Origin of the sequence: Pedobacter sp. Bi27 (assembly GCF_918698255.1) — a bacterium.
GTDB lineage: Bacteria > Bacteroidota > Bacteroidia > Sphingobacteriales > Sphingobacteriaceae > Pedobacter.
Window position 1 is genome coordinate 21,547 of sequence record NZ_CAKKMW010000002.1, and the last position, 17,310, is coordinate 38,856.

19 protein-coding genes are annotated in these 17,310 nt (G+C 37.4%); 5 read left to right on the forward strand and 14 right to left on the reverse strand.

The window, feature by feature from the left end; translation table 11 throughout:
- Positions 1-3: 3 nt before the first annotated feature.
- The 6 genes from hemH to LQ227_RS05435 all read right to left on the reverse strand — a co-directional run bounded on the left by hemH (position 4) and on the right by LQ227_RS05435 (position 5,362).
- The gene (gene hemH, locus LQ227_RS05410; RefSeq protein ID WP_230145970.1) at positions 4-1,014 is read right to left on the reverse strand and encodes a ferrochelatase; all 1,011 of its coding nucleotides are present in this window, start codon (positions 1,012-1,014) and stop codon (positions 4-6) included.
- 244 nt (positions 1,015-1,258) lie between these two features.
- Entirely contained in the window at positions 1,259-1,933 is a 675-nt protein-coding gene (locus LQ227_RS05415) for a fatty acid desaturase (protein WP_230148591.1), read from the reverse strand.
- 158 nt (positions 1,934-2,091) lie between these two features.
- A complete protein-coding gene (locus LQ227_RS05420; RefSeq protein ID WP_230148592.1) occupies positions 2,092-2,940 on the reverse strand; it encodes a 4-hydroxy-3-methylbut-2-enyl diphosphate reductase in 849 nt (282 codons plus the stop codon).
- A gap of 12 nt (positions 2,941-2,952) precedes the next feature.
- Positions 2,953-3,627: a carotenoid biosynthesis protein gene (locus LQ227_RS05425; protein WP_230148594.1), complete on the reverse strand. Its 675-nt coding sequence runs from the start codon at positions 3,625-3,627 to the stop codon at positions 2,953-2,955.
- The gene (locus LQ227_RS05430; protein WP_230148596.1) at positions 3,597-4,694 is read right to left on the reverse strand and encodes a glycosyltransferase family 2 protein; all 1,098 of its coding nucleotides are present in this window, start codon (positions 4,692-4,694) and stop codon (positions 3,597-3,599) included. The genes LQ227_RS05425 and LQ227_RS05430 overlap by 31 nt, the downstream gene beginning before the upstream one ends.
- The gene (locus tag LQ227_RS05435; RefSeq protein WP_230148598.1) at positions 4,691-5,362 is read right to left on the reverse strand and encodes a 1-acyl-sn-glycerol-3-phosphate acyltransferase; all 672 of its coding nucleotides are present in this window, start codon (positions 5,360-5,362) and stop codon (positions 4,691-4,693) included. The genes LQ227_RS05430 and LQ227_RS05435 overlap by 4 nt, the downstream gene beginning before the upstream one ends.
- Before the next feature lie 444 nt (positions 5,363-5,806).
- On the opposite strand from LQ227_RS05435, the gene LQ227_RS05440 reads away from it, so the two are divergent.
- A complete protein-coding gene (locus LQ227_RS05440) occupies positions 5,807-6,133 on the forward strand; it encodes a hypothetical protein (protein WP_230145964.1) in 327 nt (108 codons plus the stop codon).
- A 132-nt stretch (positions 6,134-6,265) separates the two neighbouring features.
- Here LQ227_RS05440 and LQ227_RS05445 read toward each other — a convergent pair whose 3' ends face one another.
- Positions 6,266-6,772 (reverse strand): phosphoribosyltransferase family protein, encoded by a 507-nt coding sequence (locus LQ227_RS05445; protein WP_029275623.1) that lies wholly within the window; start codon positions 6,770-6,772, stop codon positions 6,266-6,268.
- 157 nt (positions 6,773-6,929) lie between these two features.
- Here LQ227_RS05445 and LQ227_RS05450 point away from each other — a divergent pair, with 157 nt between their 5' ends.
- Positions 6,930-7,670: a head GIN domain-containing protein gene (locus LQ227_RS05450; RefSeq protein ID WP_230148601.1), complete on the forward strand. Its 741-nt coding sequence runs from the start codon at positions 6,930-6,932 to the stop codon at positions 7,668-7,670.
- 140 nt (positions 7,671-7,810) lie between these two features.
- On the opposite strand, the gene LQ227_RS05455 is transcribed toward LQ227_RS05450, so the two are convergent.
- From LQ227_RS05455 to LQ227_RS05465, 3 genes are all read right to left on the reverse strand, one after another.
- The gene (locus tag LQ227_RS05455; protein ID WP_230145962.1) at positions 7,811-8,218 is read right to left on the reverse strand and encodes a hypothetical protein; all 408 of its coding nucleotides are present in this window, start codon (positions 8,216-8,218) and stop codon (positions 7,811-7,813) included.
- Between the two features lie 100 nt (positions 8,219-8,318).
- Positions 8,319-9,728, reverse strand: a complete 1,410-nt coding sequence (gene rlmD, locus LQ227_RS05460; protein WP_230145961.1) for a 23S rRNA (uracil(1939)-C(5))-methyltransferase RlmD — start codon at positions 9,726-9,728, stop codon at positions 8,319-8,321.
- 216 nt (positions 9,729-9,944) lie between these two features.
- A complete protein-coding gene (locus LQ227_RS05465) occupies positions 9,945-10,055 on the reverse strand; it encodes a hypothetical protein (protein ID WP_029275619.1) in 111 nt (36 codons plus the stop codon).
- A gap of 213 nt (positions 10,056-10,268) precedes the next feature.
- On the opposite strand from LQ227_RS05465, the gene LQ227_RS05470 reads away from it, so the two are divergent.
- Genes LQ227_RS05470 through crtD form a run of 3 tightly spaced genes read left to right on the forward strand, consistent with a single transcriptional unit; the run spans position 10,269 to position 13,967 of the window.
- Positions 10,269-10,727, forward strand: coding sequence for a DoxX family protein (locus LQ227_RS05470; protein ID WP_057931136.1), 459 nt, complete (start codon positions 10,269-10,271; stop codon positions 10,725-10,727).
- A gap of 44 nt (positions 10,728-10,771) precedes the next feature.
- The gene (locus tag LQ227_RS05475; protein ID WP_230148603.1) at positions 10,772-12,475 is read left to right on the forward strand and encodes a M28 family peptidase; all 1,704 of its coding nucleotides are present in this window, start codon (positions 10,772-10,774) and stop codon (positions 12,473-12,475) included.
- Positions 12,476-12,479: 4 nt separating this feature from the next.
- The gene (gene crtD, locus LQ227_RS05480) at positions 12,480-13,967 is read left to right on the forward strand and encodes a 1-hydroxycarotenoid 3,4-desaturase CrtD (RefSeq protein WP_230148605.1); all 1,488 of its coding nucleotides are present in this window, start codon (positions 12,480-12,482) and stop codon (positions 13,965-13,967) included.
- Positions 13,968-14,112: 145 nt separating this feature from the next.
- Here crtD and LQ227_RS05485 read toward each other — a convergent pair whose 3' ends face one another.
- Genes LQ227_RS05485 through LQ227_RS05500 form a run of 4 tightly spaced genes read right to left on the reverse strand, consistent with a single transcriptional unit; the run spans position 14,113 to position 17,301 of the window.
- Positions 14,113-14,616, reverse strand: coding sequence for a shikimate kinase (locus LQ227_RS05485; protein WP_230145958.1), 504 nt, complete (start codon positions 14,614-14,616; stop codon positions 14,113-14,115).
- Between the two features lie 25 nt (positions 14,617-14,641).
- Entirely contained in the window at positions 14,642-15,088 is a 447-nt protein-coding gene (locus LQ227_RS05490; protein WP_230148607.1) for a DinB family protein, read from the reverse strand.
- 3 nt (positions 15,089-15,091) lie between these two features.
- Positions 15,092-16,147 (reverse strand): ABC transporter permease, encoded by a 1,056-nt coding sequence (locus LQ227_RS05495; RefSeq protein ID WP_230148609.1) that lies wholly within the window; start codon positions 16,145-16,147, stop codon positions 15,092-15,094.
- 2 nt (positions 16,148-16,149) lie between these two features.
- The gene (locus LQ227_RS05500; protein ID WP_230148611.1) at positions 16,150-17,301 is read right to left on the reverse strand and encodes a BT_3928 family protein; all 1,152 of its coding nucleotides are present in this window, start codon (positions 17,299-17,301) and stop codon (positions 16,150-16,152) included.
- Positions 17,302-17,310: the final 9 nt, after the last annotated feature.

Below are 17,310 nucleotides of genomic sequence, written 5' to 3' on the forward strand. Positions count from 1 at the left end.
AAACTATTTAACCATTCCAGCCAAAGCCTCGATAAACACCGGACTATCGTTTAAACTTTCTACCAATTGAACATGTTCACCACCTAAAGCTTTAAATTCTTCGTGATATTCTACCGTGATTTCGTAAAGCGTTTCTAAACAATCTGCCACAAAAGCAGGGCTAAAAACCAAAAGACGTTTTTTGCCTTCGCCGGCTAATTTCTTCAGCACATCGGTAGTATAGGGTTGTACCCATGGCTCTTTTCCTAAGCGCGATTGGAAACAAACGGTATATTGATCTTTTGACAGATTTAATTCTTTGGCAATTAATCTGGCCGTATCATGTCCTTGTGCAGAATAACAGAATTTATTGGTATCGTTTAATGTCTGGCAGCAATCGGCGCTTTTCAAACAGTAACTTCCAGTATGATCGCATTTTAACAATTGACGTTCAGGTAAGCCATGGAAGCTGAACAATACGTGATCGTAGCTTTCTACATGATGTTTTTTGGCATTTTCTGCAAAAACTTTAATCATCAATTCGTTATCATGGAATGAATTAACAAATGATATTGGTGGAACCGTTGGCCATTTGCTCACCAGCTCCATTACCAGTTGCATTACCGACCCTGTGCTTGCAGAGGCATATTGAGGAAACATCGGAATAACCTGGATGCTCTCTACTAAACCTGCTTTTAAATTGGCTAACGCCGATGCAACAGATGGGCTTTGGTAGCGCATGGCCAGCTCTACATGATAATCGTCTCCCAATCTTTCCTGCAGCATTTCAGCCTGTAACCGGCTGTAATACAATAGCGGTGAACCATTTTCGTTCCAGATTTCTTTATACAATTTTGCTGTTTTAGGACTACGGAAAGGAACAATAATACCTTTTACCAATAATGTCCTGTTTAACTTAGGGATATCGATTACCCGCTCGTCCATTAAAAATTGATCTAAGTACTTTTTAACATCTGCCGTTGCCGGACTATCAGGTGTTCCTAAATTTACCAGTAAAATCCCCTTTTTGCTCATCTATAAAGAATATGTTTCGTGGCGCAAATATCGCCTTTTTATTGTTTTTTCCCTATGCTTAAAATGTGATTGCAAACATTTTTTAGTCAAAAAGTGTTATTTCATACTTCCACAAGCTATCGAGCAATAGCCTGTAAATTCATCAGTATGCTGTTTGATGTTACTATCTGGCAATTCGAACAAGTAAAATATTATTTGGATATTAATTAGTGTCGGATGGTAACATCTGACACCACGACCTCGACTATCGCTTCATTTTATGCAGTTGCCACCAAGGCATGCTTGGTTTTTGGTGATGTTCTAAATGATAGCCAAAAAAGTAACAGGTAATAAAGGCAACAAAATGATTTTTCTGTAAGGTAGAAGAATGATATTCATTATCGTGCTCCCCCTTATGCGGCAAATAGGTTCCGAAATAAAATAACTGAAAAGTGCTTAATAAGGATGGCAGTACCCAAAACAACAGCAGGTTTTTTTCATCAATCCAGATTTTCAACACATTATAAGTTATGGCCATAATTACCAATTGAATTATCGTGACATAATTTAGCATGAAACGGAAATACCATTTCCAAAAGCCATGCGGCGCAAAATCCGGATCGTTTTCGGTATGCACATGACGGTGGTGCTGGTGATGTTTCGAATACAAACGGTTATAAAAAAAACCTGCGTAGAGAAAAACAGAAATATAGCCAATAAAATTATTTGTTTTTTGGTTTGGCGATATCGTTCCGTGCATCGCATCGTGGGCGGTAATAAACAAACCTGTGTACAAATGCATCTGAACAACAATCATCAGATAAACAAAGGGATTGCTCCAGGCAAAATTCCATGTAAGCAAGAAATAAAGAGAAACAAACCAACAGACAATTACGGTTAACGCAACCAGGATTCCGATATGTAGGTTTATCTTTTTCAATTTATATTATATTAATAGATATGACCGTCATCTCGAGCGAAGTGTAACGAAGTCGAGATCTATCTAAGCAGATCTCTCCATTCCACTGCGTTCCCAGTCGAGATGACGATTCTACTATATAAATCCATCATTAATACCTATTCAGATCTTCTTACAAGCTAATACCGCTCTAACGCAGCCTTTACCTTTTCCATCAACCACATTGGTGTAGACGTAGCACCGCATATGCCAACTTTATCGTTTTCGTTAAACCAAGTTTGATCTAACTCTTCAACATTCGAAATGAAATAAGAATTATCGTTGTGTTTTTTACAAACATCGTACAGCACTTTTCCGTTAGAAGATTTCTTGCCTGATACGAAAACGATTTTATCATAATGGCTTACAAAATCTTCCAGTTCTTCGTAACGGTTAGATACTTGCCTGCAAATGGTATCGTTAGCCTTAACTTCATAACCACGGCTCAATAACTCATCTTTAATGTGATAGAATTTATCGGTGCTTTTAGTGGTTTGGCTATATAGCGTAAATTTAGCAGGCAATTCTACATTATCCAGTTCGGCTAGATCCTGAAAAACAATTGCCTTACCATCTGTTTGACCTTGTAATCCGATTACCTCGGCGTGCCCGTGCTTACCAAAAATAAGTACTTGCTCATCGTCATCATGTGAATTTTTAATCCTGTTCTGTAATTTCAGCACAACAGGACATGAAGCATCTATTAAAGTAAGGTTATTTTCTAAGGCCAGTTGATAGGTTGATGGCGCCTCGCCATGAGCCCTGATTAAAACCTTTTCGTCCCTTAAGTTTTTTAATACTTCGTGATCGATGATTTTTAATCCGCGATTGGTTAAACGCTCTACTTCTTCATCATTATGCACAATATCGCCAAGGCAATATAAATAACCTTCATTATCCAGAATATCTTCGGCCATTTCTATGGCATATACTACGCCAAAGCAAAAGCCTGATGATTTATCGATGTTGACCTGTAAGTTGTAACCCATTGCGATACAAAATTAAGCAAAAATATTTGTTCCGGTTGTCATGTATAAGACAACAAAAAAGATTAGCTGTGAAACGAACATTACAGTACCAATATATTTTTGTTGCTTTAAGCCCAAAGCATAGTAAAACTTTAACAATATTACCGAAACAATAAACCACGCTACATAATTCTGAACAGGGATTTCATGCCAGTCCCACTGCCAGTAGTTAAATTTCATGGCCACAGGTTCCAAAAAGAAATCGAAACCTACCAGTATAAAAGCGCCGAGAACTGAAGCCAGAATACTATGCCTGATTTTCATACTTTTCATCATTTGCCCAACACTGAAAATAAGGATTACCCAATTTACACCCATTAGTAATGGAACCGCAGCAACTTTGTAGCCCAATGTATCGCCGTAATAATAGCTGCCAAATATCTTTCCGGTATGAACGCCTAGTACCTCGACTAAAAAGCCACAGAGAAATACACCCGAAACCAGTAACAATAAACGTTTCACATCGGCATTGTACGAAAAAACAATTACGGCAAACATCAGCAACAAATGAAAGGGAACCAGTTTGATAAAATAAGGCTGGGCAACAGGAATTAAGAAGCCAAGCAAGCCAACCATATGAAAAACGACAATTATTGCAACTGCAATCCTTTTAACCTTTAAATCGTTTTGATCGTTCTGCCCTTCCATGTGCTCGTTTTAAAAATATGTTTTTTTATAGAAATGAATGAAATTATTAAGAAGAATAACATCTGTAAAGGATGTAAAATCAGATTTATCAAAACATTTTGCCCCGATAAATAGGAGATCATCATTCTAGTTAATACTATTAAAGTTAATGGTAATACAAGTAAAGCAATATTAAAGTTTAAGATTAAAATTACTGGTCCTACAGTTACCAAAAGCTGGTAAAGTAATAATATTATGATGTTATTACCAAAACCCGTCAGTAAATTTTTACTAAAACCGTTTAAGCTTTCGCCTAAATTTTTGTACATCCTACAATAGATCAGTCCGTTGGCTAAAAGGGCCTCTGCATTAAATTTTTCTTGTTTTACCAACTTCATAATCTCCACATCTTCCACAACCTGGTGTTTAACCCGCTCATGCCAATGGTTTTCTTTGTAATTATTGGCATTAAAAAACATGCACTGTCCACTTGCTGCTGAAAATGCTGGATTTTTCGAAAGTTTAACCAATCGCAAAGGCAATAAATTTAGCAGTATAAAATGCATTAAGGGCACTGTTAACCACTCGCCTATCGATTTTATAGTTTGGTTGGTAAAAACACTTAACAAAGCCAGCCCTCCGATTTCCATCCGGTTGATCAGGCTATTGATCAATCCTCTTTTTACTGATTCGTCTGCATCGATAAACAAAAGATATTTCCCTGTAGCCAATTCGCTAAGCTGGTGGCAGGCATAATTTTTCCCAAGCCAGTTTTGAGGTAACGCTTTACCGCTTACCACTTTAAATTGCGGGTTCGTAAGACAAAAATTTTCGACTACACCGAAAGTATTGTCATCGCTGTTATCATCCAAAACAATAACTTCATAATTGGTGTAGTCCTGGTTTTTTATCGAAACGAGCAATTCTAAAATATCCGCTGCTTCATTTCGTGCAGGAATTAAGATCGAAACCTTATCATGATAGTGTTTAACCACTCTCGGCAACTTAGGATTAGAAAGGAAATTGAAAACAGTAACCGAAAACCGGATCACCAGGAAAATTAAAACGGCGTAAATAAAAATTGTCATTCAATTAGCTGAGTTTGTTTAACAACAGACTGATCGTAATGTTTATTATAAGCGCTTTTTAGTAATTGTAAACTTACATATTCTTCATTCTCCCAATGCTGCAAGTAAGTATAAGCTGAGGGCTTTCTTTTGGAAAAATAATCAATAAAGGTGGCGGCAAAAATAATATTAATCTTTTTCTGACTGGCATTGATCATCTGCATCACTCCTTTTTCGAAACTGATATTTTTAAGATGGTTCGAATATAATTTGCCCTGGGGGAATACAAGTACCAAATTTGCGGGGTTATCTAACAGTTTGCCTGCATAATTAAGCGTTTCTAAAACATCTTTACCTTTATTTTCGGCCGCAAAAGCACCAAGATACCTTAGAAAACCAACTTTAGTATAGTTTTCGGCATTCACTAAAACATGAAATTGTTTCTTAAATACTTTTTTGTTGATGTAAAAGAGGAAAAAACCATCCCACCAGCTAAAATGATTGGCCAAAACCAAGATAGCCGCATCTTGTTTAATCTCCACCTCACCATACTTAAAAGCTGAAAAATCTTTTTTGATGATAAACTGGATGTACCAGGAGAAAAAGCTGAAGATCAAATTATTTTTTCTAGGCTGATACATTTCGGGAAATTGCAAAAAATTGAGGTTAATTGCAAATGTATTGTACATACACTCGTTATAGTCCTCGTTTGTAACGAGGATTAGCGAGGTCCACATTTGTAATGTGGCGTAATAGCTTAAACCGATTTAAGTATTAGCGATATAATCGCTATTCTCATTCATCCTCTCCACAAACGCGTACGATTAGCGCATTTATGTATAAAATAACTATATTCACTATAAATCTCCCAGATATTCTCTTTACTGAGAATATAATTTAATTAAAGATTTAATCTTATTTTATTATGGGAGGAAGCAGATATATAATTACTGATCAAAATCAGACTTATTTTATAACATGTACAATAGTTGGTTGGATAGACTTATAGAATATAAAAACATAATTGTCGATTCGTTAAACCACTGTATCGAGAATAAAGGATTAATATTAAATGGTTGGGTTCTGATGACGAATCACATTCATTTTATTGGAAGTGTAAAGAGCCAAATAAAATGTCTGATTTTTTGAGAGATTTTAAAAAATTCACTTCGAAGCAATTGGCTGTTACCATTAAAGAGATACCTGAAAGTAGGAAAGATTGGCTTTTAGACAAGTTTAGTTTCGAAACTAGAAAGACCAATCGGGCAGAAAGTCACAAAATCTGGCAAGACGACAATCACCCTATCGATTTACAAGAAATCGATGCTTTTCAAAAACTACATTATATCCATGATAATCCTGTTAAAGCTTGTATTGTTGAATTTCCCGAGCAATACATTTACAGTAGCGCTAAAGATTATGCTGGAATTAAAGGTTTGGTGAAAATTGAATTGATTTAAAAAAAGCGATAAAATCGCTATTCTCGTGCATCCTCGTTACAAACGAGGACGATAGCACAGATGAATTATAGTCCTCATTTGTAACGAGGATTCTTAAGATGCACATTTGGAATATGCCATTATCTCTATAACTTAGCTCAAATAAACCCGATCTTCTTCACCTTCCACATCCATTACTACATCTACATGTTCTTTTAAGATGGTAGCCAGTTCAAGCCCAACAAAATCGGTGGCAATAGGGAAAATTTTATGGCTTCGATCAACCAAAACTACTGTACGGATTTTTTTATGTGGCGTATTTAAGAAAACACCTAAACCATAAGCAAGGGTTTTACCGCTGTTCAATACATCATCAACAATAATGATCACCTTGTTTTTCCAATGGCTTTCATCCAGATCTGTCGAAGCAACCAATTTGCTACTTTCTTTCTGCAGGTCGATACGCAGTAAGGTTAGTTTAAAGCCCGAAATCTTTTTAAGCACTTTTTCTAATCTTAGCGCTAGTTTGTAGCCACGGTCCCAAATACCGGCAAGCACCACTTCTTTCTCATTCAGGTTATCTTCTAAAATCTGATAAGCGATACGATCTATTTTCTGCTGAATTTGTTTCTTGTTGAGAATAAGTAATTGCGATGCCATTGTATAAAAAGGATTGAATACAAAAAGAACGATTTTAAGGATGAAATTCAAACTATTTGAAAAATAATTTCGATTGTTTGCAACGTTTTCATCAGAGATGCGTCTAATCTATAACCAAAACACAAAATCGAAGCCATCGTTGCCTAAATGCTGCGTAATGATAGCTTCAGAATCATTTAACGAAAAAACGATTATGAAAACCCTTATCAAATCATCCGCCATTTTATTTATCGTGGTAACCAGCTACATGGCTAAAGCGCAGGATACTAAAAGCTTCACCGTTAAAAACTTTAATAGCATTGGAGTAAGCAGTGGCATAGATTTATACCTCACCCAGGGCGGTAGTGAAAGTGTGAGTATAAAATCTGATTCGGAAACATTAAAAGATATTGTTGTTGAGCAGAGCGGCAGTAATGTTACCATAAAGTTTAAAGATGGTATCAATTGGAGCGGTATGTTTAAAAACCGTACCATTAAAGCTTATGTAAGTTTTAAAACCCTAAATGCAATTGCAGCATCGGGAGGATCCGATGTTTTTACACAAAACCAAATTAAAACAGAAAAACTTGCTATTCGCTCTTCAGGAGGATCGGATTTAAAATTAACGGTTGTTTGCAACGATCTATCTATTCAATCAAGCGGTGGCAGTGATCTCGATTTAAAAGGCAAAGCAGAAAACATGACCATTCAATCTAGTGGAGGTAGCGATATCGATGCTTATGAATTAATTACAGATTATGCAAAGGTACAGGCTTCTGGGGGTTCTGATGTAAATCTTTATGTAAATAAAGGCTTAGAGGCCAGTGCAAGTGGTGGTGGCGATGTAAGTTATAAGGGAAATGCTTCACTCAAGAAAACATCAAGCTCAAAAAGTGGAGATGTACACCACGTAAATTAAAAGTTTAGTTTAGTTAATAATAACGCGCTGCTTTGTGGATACAAAGCGGCGTTTTTTATTCGGTAATTGCACAGATTAATAGATTACACAGATTCTGATCATTAAAGGCTTAGGGAGGGAATCATCAACCTTTCTATCCTCTACCTTTTTTTGTACGGATAGTAAATAAAGTTGGCGCCTTCAGGAACAATTACGAATACGCACATAAAATCTTCCGGTTTTTTATATACTTTTAAGAAGGGCTCTTTTTTTTCCTTGCTGATGATTCCTTTTTCTACAAATTCTTCTAACGTAGAGGCTTGTATGGTCCAATCGGTATTAAGTTCTTCTTTATTTAAGATAAGTTCGCCAATGTTCACCTCATGCTGATGTGCAATAAAAATTGGATGGGCAGAAATGCCTTCCACCATAATCTCGATTGCTACTTCTTTAATCGCATCAGCGTAAAATTCTAAGTCTTTTTCTAAACTTACCAGCGGACTTTCCTGCTTTTTTTGTGGTGTTCCGTTCTCTTCGGGCGTTGCGCCTAATAATTCTTCTCTATCCATACCTTAACTAATGATTGAATTTTGAATGAGTGAATAGTTGAATGTTAAAGGCAAATTGCCCCATTCTTTCATTCAATTTTTCTCTCATTCAATCATTTTATTACTTTAACCTTAACAATACTACATTTTCTACGTGTTGCGTGTGCGGAAACATATCTACAGGTTTAATGCGCACCACATCGTATTTTTCTTTCAATAATTCTAAATCTCTTGCCTGTGTGGCTGCATTACAGCTTACATAGACAATTTTTTCAGACTCCATTTCAAGCAATCTCTGTACTACATCTGTATGCATACCAGCCCGTGGCGGATCAGTAATGACCACATCTGGTTTACCATGTGCCAGGATAAATTCTGAAGTAAGAATATCTTTCATATCTCCGGCATAGAAAATTGTATTATCGATGCCATTTAGCGCTGAGTTAAACTTTGCATCTTCAATAGCGGTTGGTACATATTCTACCCCAACTACCTGCTTTACGTTTTTGGCAATAAAATTTGCAATCGTCCCGGCACCAGTGTATAAATCATAAACCAGTTCATCACCTTTAAATCCGGCAAAATCCCTGGTGATTTTATATAGCTCGAAGGCTTGTTCAGAATTGGTCTGATAAAAAGATTTCACCCCAATTTTAAAACGGATGCCATCCATTTCTTCGAAAATATGATCGGGACCTGAGAAAACCACCACATCCTGATCGAAAATAGTGTCATTCTTTTTTTGGTTAACGATATACAGCAAAGAGGTAATCTGTGGAAATTCATTTTTAAGGAAACCCATCAAGCCATCAACTTGTGTCTGTTCCGGATAAGCAAATACCACAGCAACCATCACCTCTCCTGTGCTAGAAGTACGGATAATCAGGTTACGCAAAACGCCTTCATGGTTACGCAGATCGTAAAACGACAGGTCATTTTCTAAGGCATATTTACGGACAGCGTTTCTGATCGAATTAGAAGGCTCATCTTGTAGATAACAATGCTCGATATCTAAAATTTTATCAAAACGCAATGGTACGTGAAAACCCAGTGCATTCATGTCAAAATCTTCATCGCGTTCTACATCGGTTTTTTCCAACCAACGTTTGTTCGAAAAAGTAAATTCTAATTTATTTCGGTAATACCTGTTTTTTTCTGAACCTAAAATAGGTTCTGTTCCTGAGGTATCTATTTTACCTAAACGCTGTAAAGCTGCCTCAACATTTTTCTGCTTAAATTTCAATTGAGCATCGTAACCCATATGCTGCCATTTGCAACCGCCGCAGGTTCCGAAATGAGGACAAAAAGGATCAGTACGCAACGCTGATTTTTCATGAAGCTGATCAATGATTGCTTCAGCAAAATTCTTTTTCTTTTTGGTCAACCGAACATCCACCACATCACCAGGAACGGCTTTATCAACAAAAATGACCAATTCGTCAGCCTTGCCAACACCTTTTCCCTCTTCAGCAATATCGATTATATGTACGTTTGGAACAATAGTTACCGTACCAGGTTTTCTTCTACTCATTATTTTGCAAAGATAAAGCTAAAAGCTGAAAGAGGAAAGACCAAAGGCTAAACAATAAAGCTGAAACACAAAAATCAGAATGAATATAAATAGCTGAAAAGCTAAAGACCAAAGTAGGATAAATGATCCAGATAGATAAATGGTTTACCAGAAAGATTAGGCAATATTTTTCCGCTCAGTCTAAAACGACTGATTTAGCATATTTTCGATTTAAAATTATTTTCCAAAAAATTTAAATGCCGCGCCCCAAAAGCCATCTAACCAATTAAATTTTAGGTCAAATTTTTCATCCACCAGTACAGAAAACTCTAATATTTCTTTGCTCATGATAAAAAACCTATCTATTTAAGCAATAATACTAAATTCATACCAAAAACCAAAACGGTATAAATTAATTTTTTGTTAATTTTACATCAAAAGGTTAAATCACTTCTTTTACAACAACCACAATCGTGATCTATTGATTTTCAGTTCCTTATTTGATAACCAAATAAAAATCCGTAACTTAAAGTATCATTCACATAAAAATGGAGGTTCATTATGAACGTTATCCGTAAAATTGAACATTGGGGAGATGTTCATCACTCAAAATGGCTGGATTATCTTCGGATTGTACTTGGCCTGATCATTTTTGGAAAAGGTGTTTCTTTTGTTAGCGACACTTCGGTTCTTCAGAACATGATCACACAAAACAACGTATTTGGTTTTTCAGGCATGCTCATCAGTGTCGCCATTCATGTTGTTGCATTTGCACATTTAGTTGGGGGTGTTTTAATTACTTTAGGCTTAGTTACCCGCTTTGCCGTTGTAATTCAGATTCCAATCTTATTGTTTGCGGTATTTTTTGTTAACCTTACACCGGGTTTCTCCACACCGAATTCGGAATTGTGGTTTTCGGTCTTGGTGCTGTTTCTTCTTATCATGTTTTGGGTAGTAGGTTCAGGCCCATTATCGGTTGACGAAGGGTTGAAACGCAAAACTGGCAAGCGGTACGCCTAAACAAGATTAAATATTCTTAGTATCTTTCGCTTTTACGAACGATAATGAAAACGAAGATACTTTTTGCACTGCTTTTTGCGGGATTGGGATGTTACGCACAAAATTCGACAGATGAATATTTCAAGCTAACGCGGGCTGGTTTCCTAGAAAAAAATGCCTATGAAACGACTGCTTTTGTAGAAAAATACTTCCGCGTACCCGGTAACACAGGCTTTAATGCCAGTATCCATTACGTAGAAAACATCCTTAAAAAAGCCGGTTTTGTTGAACAGAAGCAGAATGAATTTGAGGCTCCTTTAAGTTATCGCATCGAAAAAAGAGCGATGAAAAACAGCACCTGGGAGCCCGTTGATGCCAATATAGATATTGTTGGAGAAACAAAACCACTCATTTCTTACCAAACTAACCGCAACATGATTCCAATCAATTGCGGATCAACAGTTACAGAAGGTGTTAGAGCTAATGTGGTTTTTATAGAAAAAATAATTCCAGCTGAAATAGAGAAAATGGACCTTAAAGGAAAAATCCTATTTTCTGAGAACAGTCCGTCACGTTTGCTTCAAATAGCTACAAAAGCGGGAGCCATTGGTGTGCTTGGCTATTCGATGCCAAAGTATACCCAACCAGAGTTACACCAAACTTCTATCCAGTTTGGGAGCATGAAAGCCAATAGTGAGGTATGGACCTTGCTTTTATCTTATGCTGCTAAAGAAAAGTTAAAAGCGGCCTGCTTAAAAGGCGAGACTAAATTGAAAGTAAATATTCAGACTAAAATTTACCCCTCAGAAGAATTAACCATAGTAGCAAATGTTAAAGGCAGTGTAAATCCTAATGAACGTTTTGTGTTCAGTGCCCATGTTCAGGAGCCTGGTGCAAACGATAATGCAAGCGGCGTTGGTACATTAGCAGAAATGGCAAGATTAACAGCAGCATTATATCAGGCAAAAAAGATCAGTCCGAAGCGTAGCCTCACTTTTTTATGGGGCGACGAAATTGTATCAACAAGAAGATATATTACCGAAGATACCACCCGGGCCAAAGGCATTATGTGGGGAATGAGTTTGGATATGGTTGGCGAGGACACCAAAAAAACCGGCGGCTCATTCCTGATCGAAAAAATGCCTGATCCATCGGCCATTTGGACAAGAGGAACGGATAAACATACTGAATGGGGCGCTGGCGATGTTACTGAAAAAGATCTTTTCCCGCATTATTTTAACGATTTTATCTTCGATATCTGTAAAGCACAGGGCAAATTTGCCAACTGGACGGTTAACTACAATCCGTTTGAAGGTGGCAGCGACCACACACCATTCCTGCAAAATAAAATCCCAGGATTACTGATGTGGCACTTTACCGATGTATTTTACCATACAGATAACGACAGGATTGATAAAGTTTCGCCAACCGAAATGAAAAATGTTGGGATAAGTGGTTTAACTGCTGCCTATACTTTGATTTCTGCAGACGAAAATACCGCGATAACCACTGTTTCGCAAGTTAAAACCGATGCTTTAACCCGATTAAAAACTGAATTTGAACTGAGCAAAAAAGAAATTGCAAAAGGGAAAACCCCAGCTGATGAGAAACACATTATTGAAGTGTGGGCCAAATGGTATACTGATGCCTTGGCAACGGTAAACAAAATTCCTGTAAAATCCGAAACCACCAGGGTTGGTTCGGCCATTAAATTTGCCACCAACGAGATCGAAAAACAAACGAAGGTATATTTAGAGGAGTTGAAATAGATTGATGTCTAAACCAAAAGCAATAATTATCGGTGCCGGAATTGCGGGCATTGCATCGGCAATCCGCCTTTCCCTAAAGGGCTATGAGGTTGATGTTTTTGAAGCTAATTCAAAACCTGGAGGTAAGCTGACAGAAATAAAAATGAATGGTTTCAGGTTTGATGCCGGACCGAGCCTTTTTACCATGCCCCAGTACGTGGATGAACTCTTCAAACTGGCAGGTAAAAACCCTGAAGATTATTTTGAATATCTAAAATTAAAAGAAATTTGCCGTTATTTTTACGAAGATGGCTTAAGGTTAAACGCACGTGCAGATCTCGATGAATTTGCTAAGGAAATAGAAGAAAAAACAGATTCAACTGCAAAAGAGGTTGAGCGCTATTTAAACAAAAGCAAAACCATTTACGAGGTTACCCACCGTGTATTTTTGGAAAGAAGTCTGCATAAAATTAAAAGCTACCTGCACTGGGACACCTTAAAATCTATATTCCGTTTTGGCCAGATTGATGCTTTTAGAACACAGGCAAAAGCAAACCGATCGTTCTTTAAAGACGATAGAATAGCGCAGCTTTTTAACCGTTATGCCACATATAACGGTTCCGATCCCTATCAGGCACCGGCCACATTGAATATAATTCCACATTTCGAGTATCACTATGGAGCATTTCTTCCAACGAATGGGATGTACAGTATTGTTACTGCCCTGGTAAAATTAGCAGAAGAGTTAGGAATAAGGTTTCATTACAATCAAAAGGTGGAAGAAATCATATATTCCAATGGACTTAAACCCGAAGTACAGGGCGTAAAAGTTAATGATAAAAACTACAAGGCTGACGTGGTTGTTTCGAACCTCGACATCTGGTTTACTTATAAAAACCTACTAAAAAACATAGCCCAACCTAAAAAATTATTAAACCAGGAACGGAGTAGCTCTGCTCTGATTTTTTACTGGGGCATGGACGGGAATTACAGCGATATGGGCCTGCACAACATCTTTTTCGCTGAGGATTACCAAAAGGAGTTTAATGCCATATGGAAAGAGAAAACCATCAGCATCGACCCAACGGTGTACGTAAACATCAGCTGCAAACATATCAGGGCAGATGCACCTACAGACAGTGAGAACTGGTTTGTAATGATAAATGTTCCTGCCAATAATGGTCAGAACTGGGATGTGCTGATTAAAGAAGCCAGAACAAATATCATTAAAAAGATTAGCCGTATTTTAAACAGGAATATTGAAAAAGACATTATCTGTGAGCAGATTTTAGATCCCAGAAGCATAGAAAGCAAAACAGGTTCTTATCAAGGTTCTTTATATGGCAACAGCTCCAACAATCAGTTTTCTGCCTTTTTAAGGCATCCCAATTTCAGTTCGAAAGTTAAAAATTTATATTTCTGTGGGGGTAGTGTGCATCCTGGAGGGGGCATTCCGCTTGCGTTGTTATCGGCTAGGATAATTGATGATGGAATTAGTTCAGTGGTTCATTAGCCAATAGTTCATTTGTCAATAGTCTAATAATTCATAGCTTATCGGTTATTAGTTTGTTTGTAGGTGTATCACTATTAAGTTAATCAGTTAACTGTTTTAATCGATTAATTAACTCCAAACGCCCAACTCCAAGTTCCAAATTAATCTATCGATTCTTCACAATCGCTTCTTCCAACTTCTCCCCATCCAAGTCAAATGCATCTACAATCAGTTTTGCCTGAGTGTAAAAAGGATCACGTTCTTTGAGTTTCTCTTTAATAAATTCTAAAAGCTGCTCATCATCTAAATCTTTAATTAAGGGACGTTTTTGACGGTTATGTAAACGTGATACCAAAGCCGCCGGCTCCATTTGCAAATAAACGGTTTCGCCGTTAGCATTCATCCATTCCATGTTATCGAAAAAGCATGGCAATCCGCCTCCAGTAGCTACCACACAGGTTTCTGGATAATCGAAGGTTTTAAGCATTTTGCTTTCGTAATCCCTAAAGCCACTTTCTCCATATTCAGCAAAATATTCGGCAATGCTTTTACCTGTTTTTGAAACAATTTCGGCATCAAGATCAATCACAGGGCAATCTAAACGATGTGCCAGCTGTTTAGCTTTTGTACTTTTGCCGCAGCCCATGTATCCGATAAGGAAAATTTTCATGTATCTCTCTTTTTGCTTCGACCTCTTATAATAGATGGTCGCGTTTTAACATAATATAATCGGTTACAGGTGGTGTAAAACCTTCTTTTTTCAACAAAGTTACAACCTGTCCGCGATGATAAGTAGAATGATTAAATAAATGAAATAAAATTTCATCCAATCGGTTTTCGTACTCAACACCTTGTGTATTGCTGTACAAAATCATCTTATCTAAAGAACTCTCTTTCAATACTACCCTGATCAGCTTAAAATTTTCAATGGCAATACGCTCAAAGTTTTCCTTATGATGAATATCCCAAACACCATAAAGTGGTTTCTTGCCCGAAATCCGCTGTGCCCATATATGCTGCGCATTGAGTACGTGACTAAACAAGCGCTCTGCATCGGGCATTTCGACTGTTGCAAGCTTAAATATTTCGATGATGCGTTGATCGGCAAGCTCAGTATAATCTATAATTTCTTCTTCGCACATAACCTAACTTAATTTAACTCTTGGGTCAACATAAGCATATAAAATATCAACCAGAATATTAATGACTACAAATACGAAAGCAATAAAAAGAATGGAACCCATCACCACCGGAAAATCAGACATTTCTAAAGCGGTTACTGTTGTTCTGCCTAATCCGTTATACCCGAAAATGTACTCTACAAAAAAAGAACCTGCTAGCAATGAGGCAAACCATCCTGAAATAGCCGTAATTACCGGGTTCATCGCATTTTTTAAAGCGTGTTTATAAATAATGGCATTTCTACTTAAGCCTTTGGCTCTTGCCGTTCTGATATAATCCTGTGCCAAAACATCCAGCATTGCGCTTCTGGTTAACTGTACAATAATCGCCAAAGGTCTCAAACCAAGGGTAATCATTGGCAGCCATAGGTTTCTTAAGGTTAATACCTCACCATTAAAGGGATCGTAAGAATATAAGCTGCCGCTCATTTTTAGGCCTGTATAATTGCTAAGCACAAAACCGAAAAGCCAGGCAATAATAATCCCCGCAAAAAAAGAAGGTGCTGATATACCCAGAATGGCAAATGCATTGGCCGATTTATCAATCCACGAATCTTTATAAACTGCTGAAAGCACACCTAAAAACACACCGATTATGGTGGCAAAAATCATCGCTGTTAGCGCAAGAATGAAGGTATTCGGTACCGTTTCGGAAAGTATAGCCGTCACATCTCGCTTGGTCTGATAAGAACTGCGGAGATAAGGCCATTTTATCACCAGCGCCTTTTTATCAAAAGCCATCAGTTTTGCGTAATGATATTTCTGTTGGTTGGTACTATCGTTATCCAGAATACTAATTGGCGATAAATCATTAATGTATAAAACAAACTGAACAGGTTTGGACCGGTCTAAACCAAATTCTTTACGAACGGCTTCGAGCGATTGTACATCGGCCCTTTGCCCCATCGTCATCCGCGCAGGGTCGCCAGGCAAAATATTAAACAGCACAAAAACAACCAATATTACACCGCCCATTACCAGCAGCCCATACATCAGTTTTTTTAGTGCGTATCCGATCATATTTATTTATCGAAATATTTTCGACTGAGTTGGTCGAAAGTGGGTACGTTGTGAAAATGCCATTTATTGATTACCACGCCGTTCTTCATCAATAAAACCCCAGGGTTTGCCCTAACCATACTTTTTAAAGGTACGGCATCGGCATAAAAAACCTCCGAAAACAGGTTGTTCTTTTTGATAAAAGCCTGTGCATCCTGAGCCGAATTGGAAGTAAGCAAAACCGTACGGATATTAAATTGCTGCGTAGCGTTTAAAGCCAGGGCATTTAGTTTACCAATAGCGGCCTCGTTTGTAGCATGAAGATCGTAGGCTACAAAGATCAAATTATAATAAGGATTTTCGATAAGTTCCTTGGTATAATCGGTACCTGAAGCATCTGTTATGTTCAGGTCTTTGATTTTAGGTTCAAAACCTTTTTTAACCAGTCTTTTTGCCGGTTCACCGATAATTTCCCAATTGTTATCCTTCCAGATCTCTGTTTTAAGATAGGCTTTATCGCTCATATCTTTCTCTTCATTGGTTTTCTTGTTCTTTAAGTGATACATGATCTCAAATTCATCTGGTTTTTCTCCCGGAGGAATAACCATTAATGATGGAAGATGCGCACCAACCTTATAAGGCAGGAAATCGATAATCGGCAAAACATTATAAGTATATAAACCAAAACCTAAAGATATAACCGTTACTGCAATAGCGATATTTCTTTGAGTGGTTTCTTTTTTAAATAGAGGCTGGATCAGGTTCTTGTTTAAGAAAATAACAATGATTAGCGCTAAAAGGATCAAATCTTTACTGAACGACTGCCATGGGGTAAGCGGAATGGCATCGCCAAAACAGCCACAACTGGTAACTACTTTGAACGCTGCAGATATAAATGTGAGCAGGGTAAAAAAGATGATGAGAAGCAATAAACCCCATGCTACCTTTTTACTCCAGAAACCCAATAGCAATAAGGCACCGAGAACAATTTCTAAAGTACAAAGTAAAATAGCAATACCAGTGGCCATTCCACTCAGGAAATTCATGTGAAAAACTTCGAAATATTCCTGTAGTTTATAGCCAAAGCCAAGTGGATCGTTTGCTTTGATCAATCCTGAAAATATGAATAAGGCACCGACAAAAATCCTGGAGAATCTTAAAAGTATGTTTCGCATCTGTATGTA

Bases quoted from the DNA above. Each gene is read 5' to 3' on its own strand.
- LQ227_RS05485 (WP_230145958.1), bottom strand. From the start codon at position 14,616: ATGAAAATTTTCCTTATCGGATACATGGGCTGCGGCAAAAGTACAAAA.
- LQ227_RS05440 (WP_230145964.1), top strand. From the start codon at position 5,807: ATGTCTGATTTTTTGAGAGATTTTAAAAAATTCACTTCGAAGCAATTG.
- rlmD (WP_230145961.1), bottom strand. From the start codon at position 9,728: ATGAGTAGAAGAAAACCTGGTACGGTAACTATTGTTCCAAACGTACAT.
- LQ227_RS05490 (WP_230148607.1), bottom strand. From the start codon at position 15,088: ATGTGCGAAGAAGAAATTATAGATTATACTGAGCTTGCCGATCAACGC.
- LQ227_RS05500 (WP_230148611.1), bottom strand. From the start codon at position 17,301: ATGCGAAACATACTTTTAAGATTCTCCAGGATTTTTGTCGGTGCCTTA.
- LQ227_RS05475 (WP_230148603.1), top strand. From the start codon at position 10,772: ATGAAAACGAAGATACTTTTTGCACTGCTTTTTGCGGGATTGGGATGT.
- LQ227_RS05430 (WP_230148596.1), bottom strand. From the start codon at position 4,694: ATGACAATTTTTATTTACGCCGTTTTAATTTTCCTGGTGATCCGGTTT.
- LQ227_RS05420 (WP_230148592.1), bottom strand. From the start codon at position 2,940: ATGGGTTACAACTTACAGGTCAACATCGATAAATCATCAGGCTTTTGC.
- LQ227_RS05445 (WP_029275623.1), bottom strand. From the start codon at position 6,772: ATGGCATCGCAATTACTTATTCTCAACAAGAAACAAATTCAGCAGAAA.
- hemH (WP_230145970.1), bottom strand. From the start codon at position 1,014: ATGAGCAAAAAGGGGATTTTACTGGTAAATTTAGGAACACCTGATAGT.
- crtD (WP_230148605.1), top strand. From the start codon at position 12,480: ATGTCTAAACCAAAAGCAATAATTATCGGTGCCGGAATTGCGGGCATT.
- LQ227_RS05470 (WP_057931136.1), top strand. From the start codon at position 10,269: ATGAACGTTATCCGTAAAATTGAACATTGGGGAGATGTTCATCACTCA.
- LQ227_RS05435 (WP_230148598.1), bottom strand. From the start codon at position 5,362: ATGTACAATACATTTGCAATTAACCTCAATTTTTTGCAATTTCCCGAA.
- LQ227_RS05495 (WP_230148609.1), bottom strand. From the start codon at position 16,147: ATGATCGGATACGCACTAAAAAAACTGATGTATGGGCTGCTGGTAATG.
- LQ227_RS05425 (WP_230148594.1), bottom strand. From the start codon at position 3,627: ATGGAAGGGCAGAACGATCAAAACGATTTAAAGGTTAAAAGGATTGCA.
- LQ227_RS05465 (WP_029275619.1), bottom strand. From the start codon at position 10,055: ATGAGCAAAGAAATATTAGAGTTTTCTGTACTGGTGGATGAAAAATTT.
- LQ227_RS05450 (WP_230148601.1), top strand. From the start codon at position 6,930: ATGATAGCTTCAGAATCATTTAACGAAAAAACGATTATGAAAACCCTT.
- LQ227_RS05455 (WP_230145962.1), bottom strand. From the start codon at position 8,218: ATGGATAGAGAAGAATTATTAGGCGCAACGCCCGAAGAGAACGGAACA.